Origin of the sequence: Veillonella sp. CNR 79/14 (assembly GCF_003992185.1) — a bacterium.
GTDB lineage: Bacteria > Bacillota > Negativicutes > Veillonellales > Veillonellaceae > F0422.
Genome location: NZ_RQVH01000021.1, coordinates 1 through 17947, shown reverse-complemented (window position 1 = coordinate 17947; position 17947 = coordinate 1). Strand labels below are relative to the sequence as shown.

Genomic DNA, 17947 nt, shown 5'->3' with positions numbered 1-17947 from the left:
AAAAGATATTGATATGGTGTATAATATGTATTATTGACTTACACTTATACTAAACTAGAATTATATTATGTAATGTTTGAAATGGGAGAATAACATTGAAAAAAGCAATTTTAACAGCAGCGTTATTAGTAACAGTAGGCTCTAGCTTTGCTATGAGCGATGAATTGTATAGCCAAAAGAATCCAGCAAACGTAACAGGCGTAGCTGTTGGCTATGAATTAGTAGCACCAATGCAAGAAACAGTAGTAGCTGTAGAAGATTTAGGTAAAGTATTGGAACGTGCTCATGAAGTTCGTCAAGATTTGGTAAAACGCCAAGTAGCTGGTGAACATTTGACAGATCGTCAAGATCGTTTTGTTAAACATGATGTAAACCAAGACTTCTTTACTGTATTAGATCGCAACTTAACTAACCGTGTGGAATTCTTCAAACGTGCACATAACTGGAATGGTGATAACAAATACGAACATTCTGGTAACTATGAAACATTCCTTAATAAAGATAATGAAAAGGCTACAGAAGCTGTAAATGGTTATAGCAATAGCTATGGTTGGAATGTGTTACGCAATGTGCGTCAAGATGCATTATCCAATGTAAAAGCAGTATTGGATCGACAAGGTGAAACTGTTCGTGGCGAAGATATTGCAAAAGCAATTCTTGCTGCAGCAAGCAATAATGCAATGACTGTAAATAACGAAGAACTTCGTTATTACATTAACGAACTTGTTTGGTACACTGCAAAACAAACAGTAAAAGAAACAAATAAAGAATTATCTCATGTTTTAAAATAATTGAGAGATTCATAGGATTGTAGTATCCTATTTGAAGTGATAGAGAATGATTTGTCAGAAGGCAATCATTCTCTATTTTTATATTGGATACATGTGTTATCCTATAGTATTCACTATAAAAACTACCTGCTATAGTACTAAGGAAAGCTATATAAATCGTTAGAGGAATAGTGTATACTATATGTATGATATGGAATACTTGGAATATTGAAAGTACTTTCGTTCTACGAAAGATGATGTGTTATAACACTATACTATATACTATTGTATACGTTATATAAGTATAAGAAAGGATACCTATGCAAGAAATTGTAGTAGGCGGTTTATATCGTCATTTTAAAGGCATGTTATATTATGTGATTGATATTGCTATTCATTCCGAAACAGATGAGCCTCATGTAGTGTACCAACAGTTGTATGGTGAGCGGAAAACATTTGTACGTCCCCTAGTGATGTTTGCTAGTGAAGTGGACCATGAGAAATATCCTGATGTTAAGCAGAAAGATCGCTTTCAGTTGGTCAATGGTTGGGATGTAGAACAGCAGTTGCGGTAAGGAGGTTCTGTGAATAGGAAATATTTTTTCTTTGATATTGATAATACACTAGCAGTGTGGCCTGCTGGAACGATTCCTGAAAGTGCTCAATACTCCTTGGAGTATTTGCAGGATACAGGGCATCACGTGGCGCTTGCTACGGGTCGTTTACAGGCAGATGCTATGCGCTTTGCCAAGATGGCAAAGACTCCGAATTTTGTGGCTGATGGGGGCTATAGCATTACAGAAAATTATGAAGTGCAATGGATGCAGGGCATGGACAGGGACCGCTGCGTGCAGTACCTTAAGTATTTAACAAGCCACAATGTGCCTTGGGGGGTGACCCACAAGAATGAATTTGTCCGTATTACTCCTTATGAAAGCGTCCTAGCATGGAATCCTAAGTGGGATATGATGCAAAATGAAGTCGTATCAGACTTGGTGCCTGAGGATATCGAGCATTTTTATAAGGTCTATGCGTTCATCACAGAAGAAGAGGAACAGCGACGTGGCATTGTGCACATGACGAAGGATTTAATTCGCTATGGAGAAGGATGCATTTTGTTTGAACCTATGGATAAGGCTTATGGCATTCGGAAAATGATCGATGGCTTTGGCGCATCTTATCAAGATGTCATCGTATTCGGCGACGGCTATAACGACCTGTCCATGTTCCGACCAGATTGGCTGAACATTGCCATGGGGAATGGCCGTGATGCTCTGAAAGAAAAAGCTGACTATGTGACTGCATCTTGTTATGATGATGGAATTTATAAAGCATTGCAACATTTTGGTTTTATACCGAAGCAGTTTTAGTATGAATGAAGTAGATAGTATACTTTCATCATAACTATATGAAGCGGTTTGAACATCAAAATTAGTTATAGTATAATAAAGCGTAGATATATCGAAATGGGTCTTAAAAGGAGGACATACCATGGATTTAATTCAAAGTTTAAAAGAGCAAGCAAAAGGCTTGGGTAAAAAAATTGTATTGCCAGAATTCGAAGATAGCCGTGTCATCGAAGCAGCGGCTGCGATTTTGAAAGAAGGTTTCTGCGTGCCTGTATTGGTTGGTGCAGAAGATAAAATTCAAGCGGCAGCTACAGCAGCTGGTGTATCTTTGGAAGGTGCTGAAATCATCAACCCAGCTACATTCGGCGAATTAAACAAAATGGTAGATACATTTGTAGAATTGCGCGCGAAAAAAGGCATGACACCTGAAAAAGCACATGCTACTATGACTGGCGATGCGTTATTCTTCGGTGCTATGTTAGTGCGTTTAGGTTTGGCTGATGGCATGGTAGCAGGTTCTGCTAGCCCTACAGCAAACGTACTTCGTGCAGCTATCCAAGTGGTAGGTACACAAGCTGGTTTGAAAACTGTATCTAGCTCTATGCTTGTGATCACTGATAAAAAAGAGTATGGCGATGATGGCCTATTAATCTTCTCCGATTGCGGCGTTATTCCTAACCCAACATCTGAACAATTGGCTGATATCGCTGAGTCCAGCGTTGGTAAAGCTCGTTCCGTGGCAGGTATGAAAGAGCCTCGCGTATCCTTCTTGTCTTTCTCCACAAAAGGATCTGCTTCTTCTCCAGAAGTTGATAAAGTGGTAGCAGCTGTAGAAGACTTGAAAGGCCGTAACGTTGACTTCGCATTCGATGGGGAATTGCAATTAGATGCGTCCATCGTTCCATCTGTAGCAGAACGTAAAGCTCCAGGATCCAATGTAGCTGGTAAAGCTAACATCTTGATTTTCCCTGACTTACAAGCTGCTAACATTGGTTACAAATTAGTACAACGTTTTGCTGGCGCTACTGCTATCGGACCAATTATTCAAGGTTTAGCAAAACCAATCCATGACCTTAGCCGTGGTTGCTCCGTAAGCGATATCGTTGACCTTTGTGCGATTGCTGCAGTGGAAGCAAACTAAGTCGTCTCTTGCTACGTTATGTAGCCTGTGGGTCGTCTCTGGTTGCCCTATGTAATCTTGTGGCTAACCTTGTTAACTAAATAGAAAGGCGTGGCACATTCCTTCGCAAACGGTATTTCATAATGTTTGCTCAGGAACATGCCACGTCTTTTTTTGTTTATGCAATTTAGGCAGTAAAGGGTGCCACAAGATGTGCTACGTACAACTGTATTCCTCAGTGAAGAGCACGACACATTCCTCCGCAAACTGATCCTGCGGTAGGTTTGCTCCGGAACATGTCGTGCTCTTCTTGCGTTTATGTGATTTGGTCAGTAAAAACGCCACAAGGCTACTACACCTAACGGCATTCCTCAGAAAAAGAAGTCCTAAAATGCTTATGGCTCACATGGGTATTAAATAATAGAAGCAATTCTATTTCCCACAACGAAAGGTTGTAGACTTTCATAAGAAAACCCTCCTGAGGTGCATACCTTGGGAGGGTTTTTCTAATTTGTGCTTTTAGTGTTACCTGACATGTGATATAATGGGAACATAAGAAGAGAGCCAATAACGTGGTGGTAGCGTTAGGCTCATCTGGGATATAGAATGGGCCTAACGTGCATAAGTAGTAGGAATACTTATTATAGCGTTAGGCTTTTCACATATTTAAAGATTATTTCTTCAAATATGTGAGTAATGCTAATACGAACATAGCGAATAAAATCATGATAGAAATTGCTTCGAATACGGTTATATTACTCACCTCCCTTACTAAGTAAGAAAGATGAACCTAACTCACGTTAGAGACTCTTATGGCTATAGTATATTATAATAATATTCGTAATGTGAAAAATAAAGTAATTACTAATAAAAGGGCAATCCGTTTTCTAATCTTTTGTAGGTTGATTGGGCGTGACAGATTGCCTTTTTATATATGTGAAAAGGAAAATATGTTATAATGAAGGTAATCAATAAAATTATCAATTAGGAGTTAATATGAAAGTTACCTATTTAGAACATAGCGGTTTTGTCATTGAAGATGGCAGACGGGCCTATGTATTTGATTACTGGAAAGATCCAGCCGGAGTGATAGATACATTAGTAGCACAAGGTTACGAGTTACATGTTTTTGTATCCCATATCCATCATGACCATTACGTGAAATCAATTTTCAAATATTTACCATATATACACAGTGTTTGGTACCATGAAGATGTGCCAGCTTTGCGAGATATTTTCAAGGAATTGCAGGAGACAGCAGAGGCTAAGCAAGATGCTGAGAAAGCTAGTTTGGTGTTAGAAAGAATCAAACAAGGGTGTTCTAATCAAGGCCAAAATATGACAGAGAAACATCTAACAGAAGAATTGGTACAACATGTGTTTTCTTTGCACTCCATGAAAGTAGGCGACACATTAGAATCAGATAATCTGACTGTTACCATGTTTGGTTCCACTGATGAAGGCGGGTCATTCTTGGTGGATACAGGTACGCATCGCATCTTTCACGCAGGAGATTTAAACTGGTGGCATTGGTCTGGAGATACGCCTGAGAATATTGCAGAGGCAAAAGTGTTAAAGGAGAAAGAATTTGCACCTCTAACAGGTTTGTCTGTGGATATTATGATGTTTCCTGTAGATGCTCGGTTAGAACTAGCCCGTGAGTGGGGAGCCTTAGAAGTGTTAGGTATGATGAACACGAAACTATTTATTCCTATGCATGCCAATGGATCTATTTGGGTGCCTTCGGACACATTTCGCCACACATACCCAAACCAACGTTGCTGGATTCCGGAACAACCGGGTGATGTGCTAGAGGATGTGAACTAAATGACAGTGTGGTTACAACGTCATGGAGCAACGGCGTTACTAGTACTGATGAGTGTCATATTTTTAGTATCTTATCCCTTGCATAAAGATCCTTTCTGGGGTCTCATCACGCATATTTCAGGGGCCGCCATGATTGGTGGCTTAGCTGATTGGTATGCGGTGACAGCACTGTTTACGAAACCCTTGGGGATTCCTTTCAAAACGGCGCTCATCCCTAGGAATAAGGAACGGTTCGTGGAAATGGCACGGCATATGATGGTGGACGAACTCCTTCGGGTATCTCATATGTATGAGGTACTAAAACAGGAACGTGTACCAGGACGGATTGTGTCATTTATGAATAGTGCCACTGGTCGGGGATATGTTCATGTGTGTTTCGAGGAATTGAAAGATCATGTGTTACCCCATGTGAAAGAAAATTTACTGCAAGAGCAATTGCTAGGGCATATCAAGAATGGTGTGGAATCTTGGCGAGTGACACCTTTTGTGGTTAGCTTGTGTCGTCAATTCTTAGAACCAGAACGAGCAGAGGTGCTATGGATGCACATCAATCGCATGCTTCAACGATTGCTAGCGGCGGAAGGGATTCGCCCCTACTTATTAGGGCTAGTATCCTCTGTGATGAATCGCTATGCAGACCATTCATTTTTGCGAGAATTGGCGTTAGCATTAGGTGGGGAGTCACTTTCACCGGAATACATTACACACATGATACAGGTGAAAGGCTGTGCCTATTTAATGAGCCAAGAATCCTTGCAGTCGCCCTTGGGGGCTGCGGTATACACGAAGGTTCGATGGGCAGTGGATGAACTTGCACAGAATGGACAGTGGCAACGGAAATTAGAAGATAAAAAAAATGCTTGGTTCCGGGAGTTCATCGAAGATGGCTATGTGTTGGAAGATACGTTGGACTTGGCACGGTATGTGGAGCAAGGAGAAACGGAATTGTACCATTTCTTTGAGCGCTTGGAAACGAATGCTGTGAAAGGTCGTAAGGCAGAGCGATTTATTCTATTCCAATTGTTGCATGTCTTAAATTACGTACGCCCTTGGATTGAACAGATTGTCGTGCGCGAGATGAATCGATTCACACCAGAGGAAATTACTCGCATATTACAATCTAAATTGGGCTATGATTTACAGATGATACGCATTAATGGGTCCTTGGTAGGTGCTATTTTAGGCGGTCTCTTCTACGGATTGACCTTGCTAAAAGGAGGGATTGTATGAGCCCTCGTGTTATAGAAATACCAAGAACGCCCTATACAACCTATGCGAATCGCTTGCTGCTCACCATGGCGGTTTTGTTTGGCTTGGTGTGGTGGGGACAGTGGTATATCACAGCTCCTTGGTATGATGGTTTGTATTGGTTTGTCCAATCTGCCCTCATCGGTAGCGTAGCGGACTGGTTTGCGGTGACTGCTTTATTTCGAAAACCTTTGGGTGTGTCCTTTCATACGGAACTGATTCCACGGAATAAGAATCGCCTTATTGAGGGGATTATCCGCATGGTGAATACGAAACTTCTCACCTATGATCAATGTAAAAGGGCTATTGAACGGGTACAGTTTGTACCGTTTATAGACCAATATATTCGCAGTGATGTAGGACGGAATACGGTGCGCCAAGGGATTGCCACCGTGCTGTCGGAGTTGTGGGAGCGACGTAGTGATCGGGAGTGGGCCCAATGGGGTGCACAACGGTTGCGGAAATTTTTGCATAATCAGTCTTTTATCGGTCCTATGCAACAGACTTTACTACATGTGTGTGAGCACAATCGTTATGAAAGTGTGGTCATTCGCGGCATCGACTATTTGCAGAGGGCTCTGTATACACCGAAGGCACAGCAATGGCTAGAAGCGGTTATTGAGGAAGAAATCGAAAAGCGCAAGAAAGATGTAGTGTCTGCCATGCTCATTGGACTTTCAGAAGGATTGAACATCGTGAACGTCCAAGAAATGGCACGGGCCATCATCGAAGAAGTGCATCAAATGTTGGAGCGCTGGAAACAGCCGAACAGTACGGAACGCCTCGTGTGGTTGCATCAATGGGTAGGACCTTTGCAACATATGGCGTCGAACCGAAGCATCACAAAGACCTTGGACGATGCTATTCAACAGTGGATCGATGTGCAAGATTGGGAGCTCATGTTAGAAGAGTATGTATGCCCACGGATTCGTGAAGGCATGGTATCTGCGGATGGGACATCGCCAATGGCCATTGCGTTGGAATCGAGTTTTCAAGAGTTGTGGAATCATTACTGTGAAGAGCCGGGCATGGTGGAACGGTTAGAAGAAGCCTTAACTCATATTATGCTGCACATTGCTTCGAAGAGCCATGGGTTTATCGGTATCATCATCCGTGAAGTACTACAAAGCTTAAGTACAGAACGGTTCATCCATTTTATTGAAAGTAAGGTGGAAGAAGACCTTGCTTGGATCCGCATTAACGGTGCCCTCGTAGGCGGCGTAGCAGGATTGGGGACCTGGTTGTTCTTGTATTATGTGTATGAGCCAGTGTTGCATGGACTAGGAATACTATAATTTCTAGAAAATATTTTATAGTGTAAGCGGAGTGCAGTTCTATAGTGTGGATGTATTTCGATTGGAATAGAATGTATATGGCTGTTTTCTGATTGGATTAATAGTATATAGGATACACGTTCTGTGATGCGCATTGTTTAGCAAATCGAATATATATTAAAAAACAGGGGACCCAGATTCGATGGAATCGGGTCCCCTGTTCTCATTTGAAAGTTCTATATGGTTGCAGCTCTCTAATTGAGACATATAGGTAATGAAAAGTTTCGTTGTTACAGTGATAGGATTATGCTTCTTGCACGGTGTTAAGGTTGAGCTCCAAGTCTTTGATCATTTGTAGATCATCTAATGGAGAGCGACCAGCTGTTGTTAGGTAACCACCCACCATAATACCGTTCAAACCACCTTTTAATGCGTAAGATTGTAAGTCACGAAGGTTCACTTCACGACCGCCAGCCGTACGAATCAAAGCCTTTGGCAATACGAAACGGAACACAGCAAAGGTTCGAAGAATTTCCAATGGAGGAATTGGTTTATTGTTTTCGAATGGTGTGTTCTTGATAGGGTTAAGAATGTTCAAAGGAACGGAGTCTACCCCTAATCGTTTTAACTCGAATGCCATTTCAACACGTTGCTCTTTGGTTTCATTCAATCCCAAGATACCGCCGGAGCAAACACGAATGCCTGCCTTTTGTGCATTGGAGATAGTGAACATTTTATCTTCATAAGAGTGTGTTGTACAAATGTCTGGGAAATGGCTTGGTGCTGTTTCGATGTTGGAGTGATAACGTGTCACACCAATTTCTTTTAATTGCACGGCTTGCTCGTAAGTCAATAAACCAAGGGAGCAACAAATCTCTAACCCAGTTTCTTTACGAATACGAGTGAGAGCGCTCAAGATTTGCTCGAACTCTTTTGGGTTGTTTGTGTTACGGCCACTTGTAACGATGGAGAAGCGGATAGCGCCAGCTTCTTTCGCTTTTTTAGCAGCGTTAACGATTTCATCCTCTTCCATGAAAGGATACACAGTAACACCAGTGTCATGATGGGCGGATTGAGCACAGAATTTACAGTTTTCTGGGCATTTACCGGAACGGGCGTTCACGATGGCACATAGGTCTACTGTATCGTCATTGAACTTTTGACGGATTTTATCAGCCATAGCTAAAAGAATCATAGTGTCTTCGTCAGATGTGTGAATCAGCTGCTCTGCCTCTTCACGAGTGATCTCGCCACCATCTAATACTTTTTGCGCATAGGCTATGATTGTTTCATAGGAAATAGATTTGGATACAGTTTCCATAATTACACCTCGTAATAGTTGTTTGATTTTAATGACTACATCATAATGACTACATTATATAATTATTGTTAACTTGCGTCAATAGTATAAGCGTTAACAGAGAGCGGAGATTATTTTGCTATGCAGGTATTCTGCGCTTATAGAATTTTATTCCATATGTAGAATTTGTGGTATAATGGGTTCGTAGAAGAGTTAATGACGTGTTGTTAGGCTCATCTCTTCCTCGTATGGGAGGAGGTGGTTGCTATGACTAAGTATGAAAAAATCTCCTTGATGATTTCTATTGTTAGTTTAGCAATTCAGTTCATTGATCTAGTAAAATAGACAATGAAAAAGCCTAACGGATAAGGTCTCACACACCTTAGCACGTTAGGCATATTTCATTTTGCATTCTTTTGAGATGAGCCTAACGCCAGCACACGTTATTAGCTCTTCTTGTTTATATGCTAAGTATAGCATTGTTTATTGCTAAATGCAAATATCACTAGACTTTACGTGAATATATGGAGAAAAATCGTTGTAATTTTTGGTGTAGTCATTTTTCGTGTTTACTTTTATAATAGAGAGTAAGAATATATTTTAGAAATAATAGCTTAATTTTTGGGGATAATGGAGTAATAAAAGGAACCGCCCAAGAACTGAGAGTTAAAGATAGATATATACATGTAAGGGCGTAAGGTTTGTTATTCTGGAGGGCCTAGATGATTGTCCTAGATGCAAATGCAGGGATTCCCATGTACGAGCAGGTATATGAGGCTGTAAAAGTACATATTGAGCAGGGCTTATACCGTCCAGGGGAACGGCTTCCTTCTATACGATCTATGGCGGCACAGTTAGGGGTCAGTAAGATTACGGTGGAACAAGCCTATCTACAACTGGCTACGGAAGGATATATTCAAGCTCATAACAAGGCCCCTTATGAGGTATTGGAGATTGTGCAGCCTCTAGGTGGCGATTGTGATACTATGATGCAGAATTATCCTACATGGAATATGTCCTGTGAAGGAAGTCTTTCACCAGTGAAATCTCCGATTCTCTACAATTTTGCTACCGGAGACATGGATCCAGAAGGATTTGATTTTAAGCGATGGAAGCGTTTTATTGGATATGCCTTACGAGATACGAAACGTCTTATGACCTATGGTCAATTAGAAGGGGAACCAGAACTGCGGGGTGCGTTGAATCAATATTTGCAACAGGCACGAGGTGTAAGAGCTACAGCAGATCGTATTCTTGTGACTAGTGGTACTCTTAATTCTTTGCAAATGATCGTCTCTTTATTGCAACGTCAAGGAAAATCTAAGGTGGCTTTGGATCGTCAAAGTCCTAGTTTTGCGAAAGCAGTTTGGAAGGACTATGGATTTTCTGTGCTAGAACTAGATATGCGTTCTCCGGGGCGAATCCATACTCTTCAAAAAGCGCAGATAGATGTGGTCTATTGTATGCCATCTCATGGAGATAGTATGGGACGCATCATGACGATACAAGAACGAATGGAATTGTTGCGATGGGCTCAGCATAAAGAGGCATATATTATCGAGGATGACTATGATAGTGAACTTCGTTATTATGGGAAGCCTGTATTATCCTTACAAGGAATGGATAGAAATGATTGCGTGATTTACATGGGCACACCATCGAAGGTATTACCACCTTCTATTCGATTAAGCTATCTTGTATTGCCAATCACTTTGTATAAAGACTTTCATAGTCATCGTAAAGATTACGGGCAAAGTGCTAGTGTCCTAGAACAGTTGGCATGGGCTATGTATATGAATGCAGGGGAATGGAATAAACAAATTCGTCGGCTTCGAAAACACTATTTAGAAAAAAGTAAGTATTTTACTAGTTTATTGCGACGCTATTTGGGTGATACTTATGAAGTGGTTGCTCCTGAAGGAGGAGTCTATGCAGGGGTGCGACTCAGGTATGTGGATGGAGAACAGTTGGCATTACGAGCCTTAGCATCGGCTTGTGATGTTAAGGTGTTAGATACAGTGGACACCGATATGGTGGAGGTTTTATTGTCTTTTAGCGGTATTCCTACCTGTGAATTAGAACGGGCAGTACAGATATTAGCAAAGGCATGGAAAGGGTTATAATATGGGTATACCATTTAGATTTATACAATGTGGGGATCTCCATTTAGGGGCGCCTTTTCGCTATTTAAAATCATTTGGCAGATCCTTAGATGCAGCCATGGTACGTGCTACCTATACATCCTTTCAGAATATTGTAAATCTAGCTATTCGTCAGCGTGTAGCAGCAGTTCTGGTTACAGGTGATGTATATGATGGAGTAGACCATCCTTTAGAAGCAGAGATGCATTTTGTACGTGGATGTGAAAGTTTGGATAAGGAACAGATTGCTGTTTATGTAGTACAAGGTAATCATGACCCTGCTGATAGTTGGAAGCGACATATGCCGTTGCCAAAGAATGTGCATATCTTTTCATCTGAATGGGTGGAACGGTTTCCGCTTCTAGTGCGAGGACAAGAGGTAGCGGGTCTGTATGGACGGAGTATTGACCATAGTACACAATATGAAGATATGGCCTCTACTATCCATCCATTGCGGAGCGATCCTTTTTCCATTGCCCTGGTGCATGGTACAGTAGGCATCCATGAAGGGCATGATCAGACAGGACCTTGTACACTGGAATCCTTGCGTAGTATTCCTATTCAATATTGGGCTTTTGGGCATGTTCATAAGCGTCAAATTATTAGCGATCATCCATATATTGTGTATGCAGGAAACACACAAGGATTGCATCGTGGTGAAAGCGGACCGAAAGGTTGCTATGTAGTGGATGTATCTAGTCGTGGTGCTGTAGAAACGCAATTTTATGAGACGAATGCCATCCGTTTTGCTGAAGAGACTATTGATTTAGGACAAGTAAAATCTGTATTGGAAATGTTAGAAATGTTGCGTCACAAAAAAGAGATGTTACGGAAATCTTATATATCTATTTTGTTATCGATTCGCTTGATAGGAGCAGGACCTTTATCAGAGATGGCACGAGATAGCAAGGTTCGAGCTATTTGGATAGAGGAATCTCATGCTGAAGAGACAGGTAAATATGGAGTGTATATTATCGGTATCGATTGTGAATTAGGCAGTATTAGTCATCCAAGTATAGCACCGGGGATGATTAGGGATTATGTGAAAGCTATCGATTCCATGTATACGGGGATAGAAGCACTAGAAATGATTGTAAAAGCTCGCCCAGAATGGAAGCGAATAGGAACGCATAGTCGACTAGTGACAGAGGCTATGTTGCAATCCGCTTATGAAAAGGCGAGACGTGATGGAGTCCGTTTATTACAGGGGAATGATCATGAAGATTAAAGAAATATATATAGAACAATATGGCCCCTATACTAAGTGGAGATTTCAGCCCCATGATACAGGATTACATGTGTTATATGGACCGAACGGGAGTGGAAAAACTACATTGCTCCAAGCCTTTCGTGGTATTTTACTGGGAACAAAGAGGAAAGAAGAGCCTGTAGATGGATATATTCTAGTGGAGCGAGAAGGTCACACATACCATATTGGGCGTAAAGGAAAAGAACTAGACTTTTACGAGGTAGGAGGAGAGCGCTATACCGTAGAGCCAGCAGAATTATGGTGGCAAGGACTAGATAAAAAGACGTACGATCGCATTTTTGCTATTACCTTAGATGATCTACAAGGGGTAGACATCATACAGGAAGTAGACGTGAGAACTCGGTTTTTTGGTGCTGAGGGCGGAGAATCTCTGGGTACACTTGTGAAAGATGTAGATGAATTAGCCAGTCAGTTATTAGTAGCTTCACCTAGTGGTAAGCGAACCATTAATGCTTTGTTGGACCGTTTACAAGAGGCAGAACAGGAAATCCGTAAACTTCAGCAAGGAGAACAGGAGTATTATACATGGCAAGCTTCTTTAGTAGAGTTAGAACAGAAAGAAGCTGCATTGCAAGAGCAACGGCAAGAGCGCAAGGAGTATCTACAAGAAGTGGAACGTGTTTTGCGTGCTTGGGATACGTATAAACGGGCAGAAGAAGCAAAACAACATATGCATCAATTCCATGTGAATGAGCCTTTAGAACGAGAAACGTTTTTAGCATTAGATGAAGAAATTCGTCGTTGCCAAGAGTATATGCGTGTGTGGCGTGGTAAAGAGGAAGGGCTAGTACCAGATAACTTTGATCCCGAAGATAGGCTTGGAATGTATGAGCAAGAAATTGAAAGTTTGTACCAAGAGATATCTAAGTGGACACAGTTAGAAAAAGAATGCCGTGAAGGAGATCTCTATCTAGAAAAAGTACAGGCGCAATTGGCAATCATAGGAAAATCTCATAAGTATTGGCGTGATGTAGAAGAGTTTCCTAGAGATGTGAATTGGCATGATGGGGAACAAGCGGCACGGCAATTACGAAGTGCTCGTGAAGCCTATGAGACATGGCAACGTCGAGAGCCGTTTCCGCAGGATGATGGAGCCCTTCAGGTAGCTGATGCAGTGAGAGGGCTAGAAGAAAAACAAACTGCCCTAGAAGCTCTCAAGAATGCATACCTATTAGGACAACAGGCTGAACCTGAGGTAATAGTGAAATCGGGACGAGCTTACTATATAGGTGGAACAGTATTAGTAGTGTTAGGTATAATCCTATTAGCTTGGCATATGACCTATGCAGATGTGTTTGGTATACAGGCTATAGCAGGCATCTTAGGAGTATTGCTAGGCGTGGTTCTAATAGTTCAAAAATATAAGGCGAGACAAACAGATTCAGTAGGTGTGAACATATCTGTTAAAGACTTCTCAAGTTTGGAAAAGATAGCCAAACGAACTATGCCGACCAGGGAAGATGAGTATGAAAGTTTACTTTCAGATATACAGGAAGTATCGGAACAAATCAAAGGCTATGAAGAGGATGTAAGCCATTTTAAAGCTTACGAAGTAATGAAAGCGCAGTGGGTGGCGGAAGGTAAAATCTTGGAAGCGGCAGGCACTGAGGCCATGGATATCTGGGAAGCCTGGTTGCCAAAGGCGGCAAAACAGACGAACCGAGATGATGCATTCTATGGCATGAAAGAAGAATATCAAGCGTATCATGAGCGATTACGTGAGTTTGAGGGCTACCAAAAGCAAGTGGGCTTGCATCATGAACAATTGGATGCGATTGTGAATCGGTGTCGAAAATTGTGGAGCTCCTTGCAGTTGCAGACATTGCCATCTATCGTAGAGCTGCGTGTAGTCTATCATCAATTGCAATTACATAAGCAGAATCGTGTGCGATGGGAGCAAAAGGAAAGCCAGCGTAAAAACTATCGTGAAGAATATGCTACGTGGAGCAAGAAAGAAAAAGGATTATTCTTAGCCCAAGAAGAGTTGATTCAAAAAGGTGGTGCTAAGAGTGCGGCAGAATATCGTCAGCGCTTATTGGAACAGGATCAATATAAGCAGTGGGAGACGATTTATCGGCAAAGTCAGCGACAATTGGATTTGTTGGCACCGAAAGAATTTCATAAGGATGTGTGGTATCGTCGTTTACAAGGCAATGATAAAGGGAAGTGGGAATTAGAGTACTCCCGCAGTGAAACGGAATTAGCGAATATTGAATCATCCTTACAGGCATTGTATGAAGAGCGGGGGACCTTGCAGGAATCTATGCGCCACTTGAGCACATCTCATGCAGTGTCCGAAGCATTGTTGAAAAAAGAACAGCTAGAAGCGGAGCTTCGAGAAGCTTTGGAAGAGTGGATGACTTATGTATTCATCAACCATGGCATGGAACTAGCACAACAAGAATACGAAACAGATCGGCAACCGACGATGCTGGCGAGAGCGTCTGCCTATGTGAAAGCCATGACAGGTGGTATCTATACTCTGCATATGGATGATGCGCATAAAGGGGCATATGTAAAAGATACAACGGGACGAGAGATTCCTTTAGGTAAATGGAGTAGTGGACTGGGAGATCAAGTGTATTTGGCATTGCGACTTAGCTTGGCGGAGTCATTTGCTGAAAAAGTAGAATCTTTACCGTTACTGTTAGATGATGTGTTAGTTAGATTTGATTTAGAACGGCAAAAGTTGACGTTACAGGTAATAGAAAGAATTAGTGAACATACACAAGTATTTTTATTTACTTGCCATGAGACGACGAGCCAGTTAGCTAGCGAAAATGCGCATACATATAATCTTGAGTTTATAGGTATGGGCATCACTTCTAACGCTATATAAGTCGTCACTTGTAACGTTATGTAGCCTGTGGCGGGGTTAACTAAATATGATAAAGAGAAGACCGTAACACACCCCTTCTCAAACTATACAGTGGTTATGTTTGTTCAGGGGTATGTTACGGTCTTCTTGCGTTTGTGTGATTTAGGTAGAAAGGCCCGCCACAAGGCTACTACGCGTGACGGCGTTCCTCTGGGGGCTCTTTTTTGTTAGATTCATTATAGCACAGGTTGGCTTATAGATTTATTTAGCAAAAAGTTCACGATACGAGAAATTTTTGTAGTATAATATAAAATTAGAAGAGTCATTGACGTGATGTTAGGTTCATCTTCTTTACTCGGTAAAGGAGGTGGGTAATATGACGGTATTTGAAGCATTATCTTTGATAATTGGTTTCGGTATTTTATTATTAGCATTACTCACATACTTAAAAAAGTAATTTTTGATATGTGAAAGACCTAACGATTTAATAAGTATTCCCATTACTTATACACGTTAGGTCATCATTTTATAGTATTCCAGATGAGCCTAACGCCTTCACACGTTGATGGCTCTTCTTTTGTTACATTTATTATAGCACGGTTTATAGATGTATTACAAGGCTACCATGGATAACGGTTTACCTTAAGGCTTAAGGCCTTGATTATCTGTATGTGGAGATACCATCGGTATATAATGTGTTTTTAGTACCTAGTACGGTCTAGTCTAGTGTGTGCTAGATATTACTGATTAAGAGTAGTATAATACTCTCTATATGAGAGGAGTGTATGATGAACTATTTTTGGATACGTAAATATTGGATATATATAATAGTGGTGGCGGCACTACTCGTTGCAGGTGGTGTATTCGCATGGATGCTGCCTAAAACGGTGCAAGTGATGAACCCTGTAGAACGTCAAATGCCGGTGCGCATCAGTCATGAAGCGAACATTACGGCATTGCATAAGGCTAGCGTGGAACCGACGGTGTCGGGACCAGTGTCTACTTTCACAGTGAAAGTAGGTGACATGGTGAAAGCCGGTCAAGTGTTGGCTATGATTGACACGACGTCACTACAACAACAGTTGCAATCGCTATTAGGACAGTTGCAGGAGGCGCGGAGTCGGGTGCCACAACAGAGTACATCGACTACAGTAGTGGGTGGTAGTGTATCATCAGCGGATGTGGAGAGGGCACGATATATGCGTGATGCTGGCATTATTACGAATCGCGAGTTTGAAACGATTGCGGCGAGGGCGCAATCGCAAGTGGTAACGGTTCCTTCCTATTCAGGCGGATCTGGGGCGGATACCTCGGGTATTGAAGCAGCCATCGCTAAAATACAAGCACAAATAGCAGCAGCGCAAGTGCTTTCACCGATGGAAGGTAGAGTAGCAGCTATTTATAATGAAGATAGAAAGATTGCCATCGAAGGGAAGCCACTTATTCTTATACAACAAGATTCTCCAGTGGTGGCCACATTGAGTGTCCCACAAAGCTTTGGATCTATTTTGAAGCAGCCCAGCATTACTGGTGGCGTGGATGTCTATTTAGATGTAAATGGAACACAGGCGCCGGGACAGATTACATTTGTGGGAACCGAATCAGGGCCGAGTATCACGGTGAAAGCAACTTTTAACGTACAATCTGGACAAGTGACGATTGGAGAGTTCTATACATTGGTGATTGAAACGAAAGTGGAAGCACCGGCGCTTACTTTGCCTAAAGAAGTTATTCGTGATGGTGAGAATGGTAAGTTTGTATATGTGTTAACAGATGAAAATACAATTGATATTAAGACAATTGAGATTGGATTAGAAGTGGATGGTGCTGTGACCATACTTGATGGGTTAAATCCGACAGATCGAGTAGTCACAAGTAAAGGGAACTTCGAACTGGGCGAAAGCGTTCACTTGTGATGCTATGTAGGCTGGACGGTCTCGGTTATGTATAGCAAAGGGAAACGAGCAACACATTCCTTCACAAACGGTACTACGTAATGTTTGTTTAGGAACATGTTGCTCATTTCTATGCTGATTGGTTTACTTAGCTAATAAAAGGCCGTCCAAAGGCTACTACGCATGACTGCGTTCTCTTCGGGGATGATGTGTGAGAAGAGGCCGGTACATTCCTTTAGAAACGGTATTTCATAATGAATCGTCTCTTGTGATGCTATGTAGCCTGTGGTGGTTTTAACTTAATATAATAAAGGGAAGAGCACGGTATACCCCCTCTCAAACGGTATTTCATAATGTTTGTTCGGGGGCACACCGTGCTCTTCTCGTGTTTGCTTGATTTAGTCAATAATAACACCACAAGGCTACTACTCAAAACAGCGTTCCTCAGATGGGAAGTATATGAGTGGTTGATAGGGGGCATATATTTGTATGATGTAGTCAATAACATAGCTATAAAGGTCCAACACATGATAGGGTTGGTTAAGTAGAGATAAAAAATTGGTAGAGTACGGCATTCTATTTGTGTAGAGATAAGGATATTATTTGATGAAAGTTTTAAGATGCTATAGGTATAACTTTGTTGTCTACTAGGAGCATTAAATTATTATATACATATAGAGGATGAGTATAAAAATTTAAAATTAGGGGTTGCTTTTTGCTTGGAAATAGAATATACTATTAAACATGTTCGAGAGAACATGCGGTTCATAATTAGATGAACCTAAAATGAAAAAAGATTAAAAATAACTGTTGACACGAACTTGTGAATCTGTTATTATAATCTAGTCGCCACAACGTAGTGTTGTGAAGACAAAGTTGATCTTTGAAAACTGAACAATAAAAGGTAATTACTTCGAAAGAAGTAAACATAAGCC

General features: G+C 41.4%; 14 protein-coding genes. 12 read left to right on the top strand and 2 right to left on the bottom strand.

Annotated elements, in window-relative coordinates:
* Window positions 1-95: 95 nt before the first annotated feature.
* The 4 genes from EO119_RS06790 (at window position 96) to pta (ending at window position 3260) form a co-directional block, all read left to right on the top strand.
* Window positions 96-791: a hypothetical protein gene (locus EO119_RS06790; RefSeq protein WP_126941139.1), complete on the top strand. Its 696-nt coding sequence runs from the start codon at window positions 96-98 to the stop codon at window positions 789-791.
* A gap of 299 nt (window positions 792-1090) precedes the next feature.
* The gene (locus EO119_RS06785) at window positions 1091-1345 is read left to right on the top strand and encodes a DUF1653 domain-containing protein (RefSeq protein ID WP_126941137.1); all 255 of its coding nucleotides are present in this window, start codon (window positions 1091-1093) and stop codon (window positions 1343-1345) included.
* A 9-nt stretch (window positions 1346-1354) separates the two neighbouring features.
* Window positions 1355-2140, top strand: coding sequence for an HAD-IIB family hydrolase (locus EO119_RS06780; RefSeq protein ID WP_126941135.1), 786 nt, complete (start codon window positions 1355-1357; stop codon window positions 2138-2140).
* Window positions 2141-2261: 121 nt separating this feature from the next.
* Window positions 2262-3260 carry a phosphate acetyltransferase gene (gene pta / locus EO119_RS06775; protein ID WP_009353978.1) on the top strand — a complete coding sequence of 333 codons (999 nt, stop codon included), beginning with the start codon at window positions 2262-2264 and terminating at the stop codon, window positions 3258-3260.
* 652 nt (window positions 3261-3912) lie between these two features.
* Here the strand turns inward: pta and EO119_RS08290 are convergent.
* Window positions 3913-4002, bottom strand: a complete 90-nt coding sequence (locus tag EO119_RS08290) for a putative holin-like toxin (RefSeq protein ID WP_370466892.1) — start codon at window positions 4000-4002, stop codon at window positions 3913-3915.
* 233 nt (window positions 4003-4235) lie between these two features.
* Here EO119_RS08290 and EO119_RS06770 point away from each other — a divergent pair, with 233 nt between their 5' ends.
* Genes EO119_RS06770 through EO119_RS06760 form a run of 3 tightly spaced genes read left to right on the top strand, consistent with a single transcriptional unit; the run spans window position 4236 to window position 7609 of the window.
* A complete protein-coding gene (locus tag EO119_RS06770) occupies window positions 4236-5066 on the top strand; it encodes an MBL fold metallo-hydrolase (protein ID WP_126941133.1) in 831 nt (276 codons plus the stop codon).
* Window positions 5067-6296, top strand: coding sequence for a DUF445 family protein (locus EO119_RS06765; RefSeq protein ID WP_126941131.1), 1230 nt, complete (start codon window positions 5067-5069; stop codon window positions 6294-6296).
* The gene (locus tag EO119_RS06760) at window positions 6293-7609 is read left to right on the top strand and encodes a DUF445 domain-containing protein (RefSeq protein ID WP_126941129.1); all 1317 of its coding nucleotides are present in this window, start codon (window positions 6293-6295) and stop codon (window positions 7607-7609) included. The genes EO119_RS06765 and EO119_RS06760 overlap by 4 nt, the downstream gene beginning before the upstream one ends.
* 283 nt (window positions 7610-7892) lie before the next feature.
* On the opposite strand, the gene bioB is transcribed toward EO119_RS06760, so the two are convergent.
* Complete coding sequence (gene bioB, locus EO119_RS06755) at window positions 7893-8909, bottom strand: biotin synthase BioB (protein WP_009353994.1); 1017 nt, start codon at window positions 8907-8909, stop codon at window positions 7893-7895.
* Between the two features lie 701 nt (window positions 8910-9610).
* On the opposite strand from bioB, the gene EO119_RS06750 reads away from it, so the two are divergent.
* The 5 genes from EO119_RS06750 (at window position 9611) to EO119_RS06735 (ending at window position 17033) form a co-directional block, all read left to right on the top strand.
* A complete protein-coding gene (locus tag EO119_RS06750; protein WP_126941127.1) occupies window positions 9611-11011 on the top strand; it encodes a PLP-dependent aminotransferase family protein in 1401 nt (466 codons plus the stop codon).
* 1 nt (window position 11012) lies between these two features.
* A complete protein-coding gene (locus EO119_RS06745; protein WP_126941125.1) occupies window positions 11013-12257 on the top strand; it encodes a DNA repair exonuclease in 1245 nt (414 codons plus the stop codon).
* Complete coding sequence (locus EO119_RS06740) at window positions 12247-15138, top strand: AAA family ATPase (protein WP_164725691.1); 2892 nt, start codon at window positions 12247-12249, stop codon at window positions 15136-15138. The genes EO119_RS06745 and EO119_RS06740 overlap by 11 nt, the downstream gene beginning before the upstream one ends.
* Window positions 15139-15493: 355 nt before the next feature.
* Complete coding sequence (locus EO119_RS08285) at window positions 15494-15574, top strand: putative holin-like toxin (protein WP_370106745.1); 81 nt, start codon at window positions 15494-15496, stop codon at window positions 15572-15574.
* A 331-nt stretch (window positions 15575-15905) separates the two neighbouring features.
* Complete coding sequence (locus EO119_RS06735) at window positions 15906-17033, top strand: efflux RND transporter periplasmic adaptor subunit (protein WP_164723963.1); 1128 nt, start codon at window positions 15906-15908, stop codon at window positions 17031-17033.
* The last annotated feature ends 914 nt before the right edge of the window (window positions 17034-17947 follow it).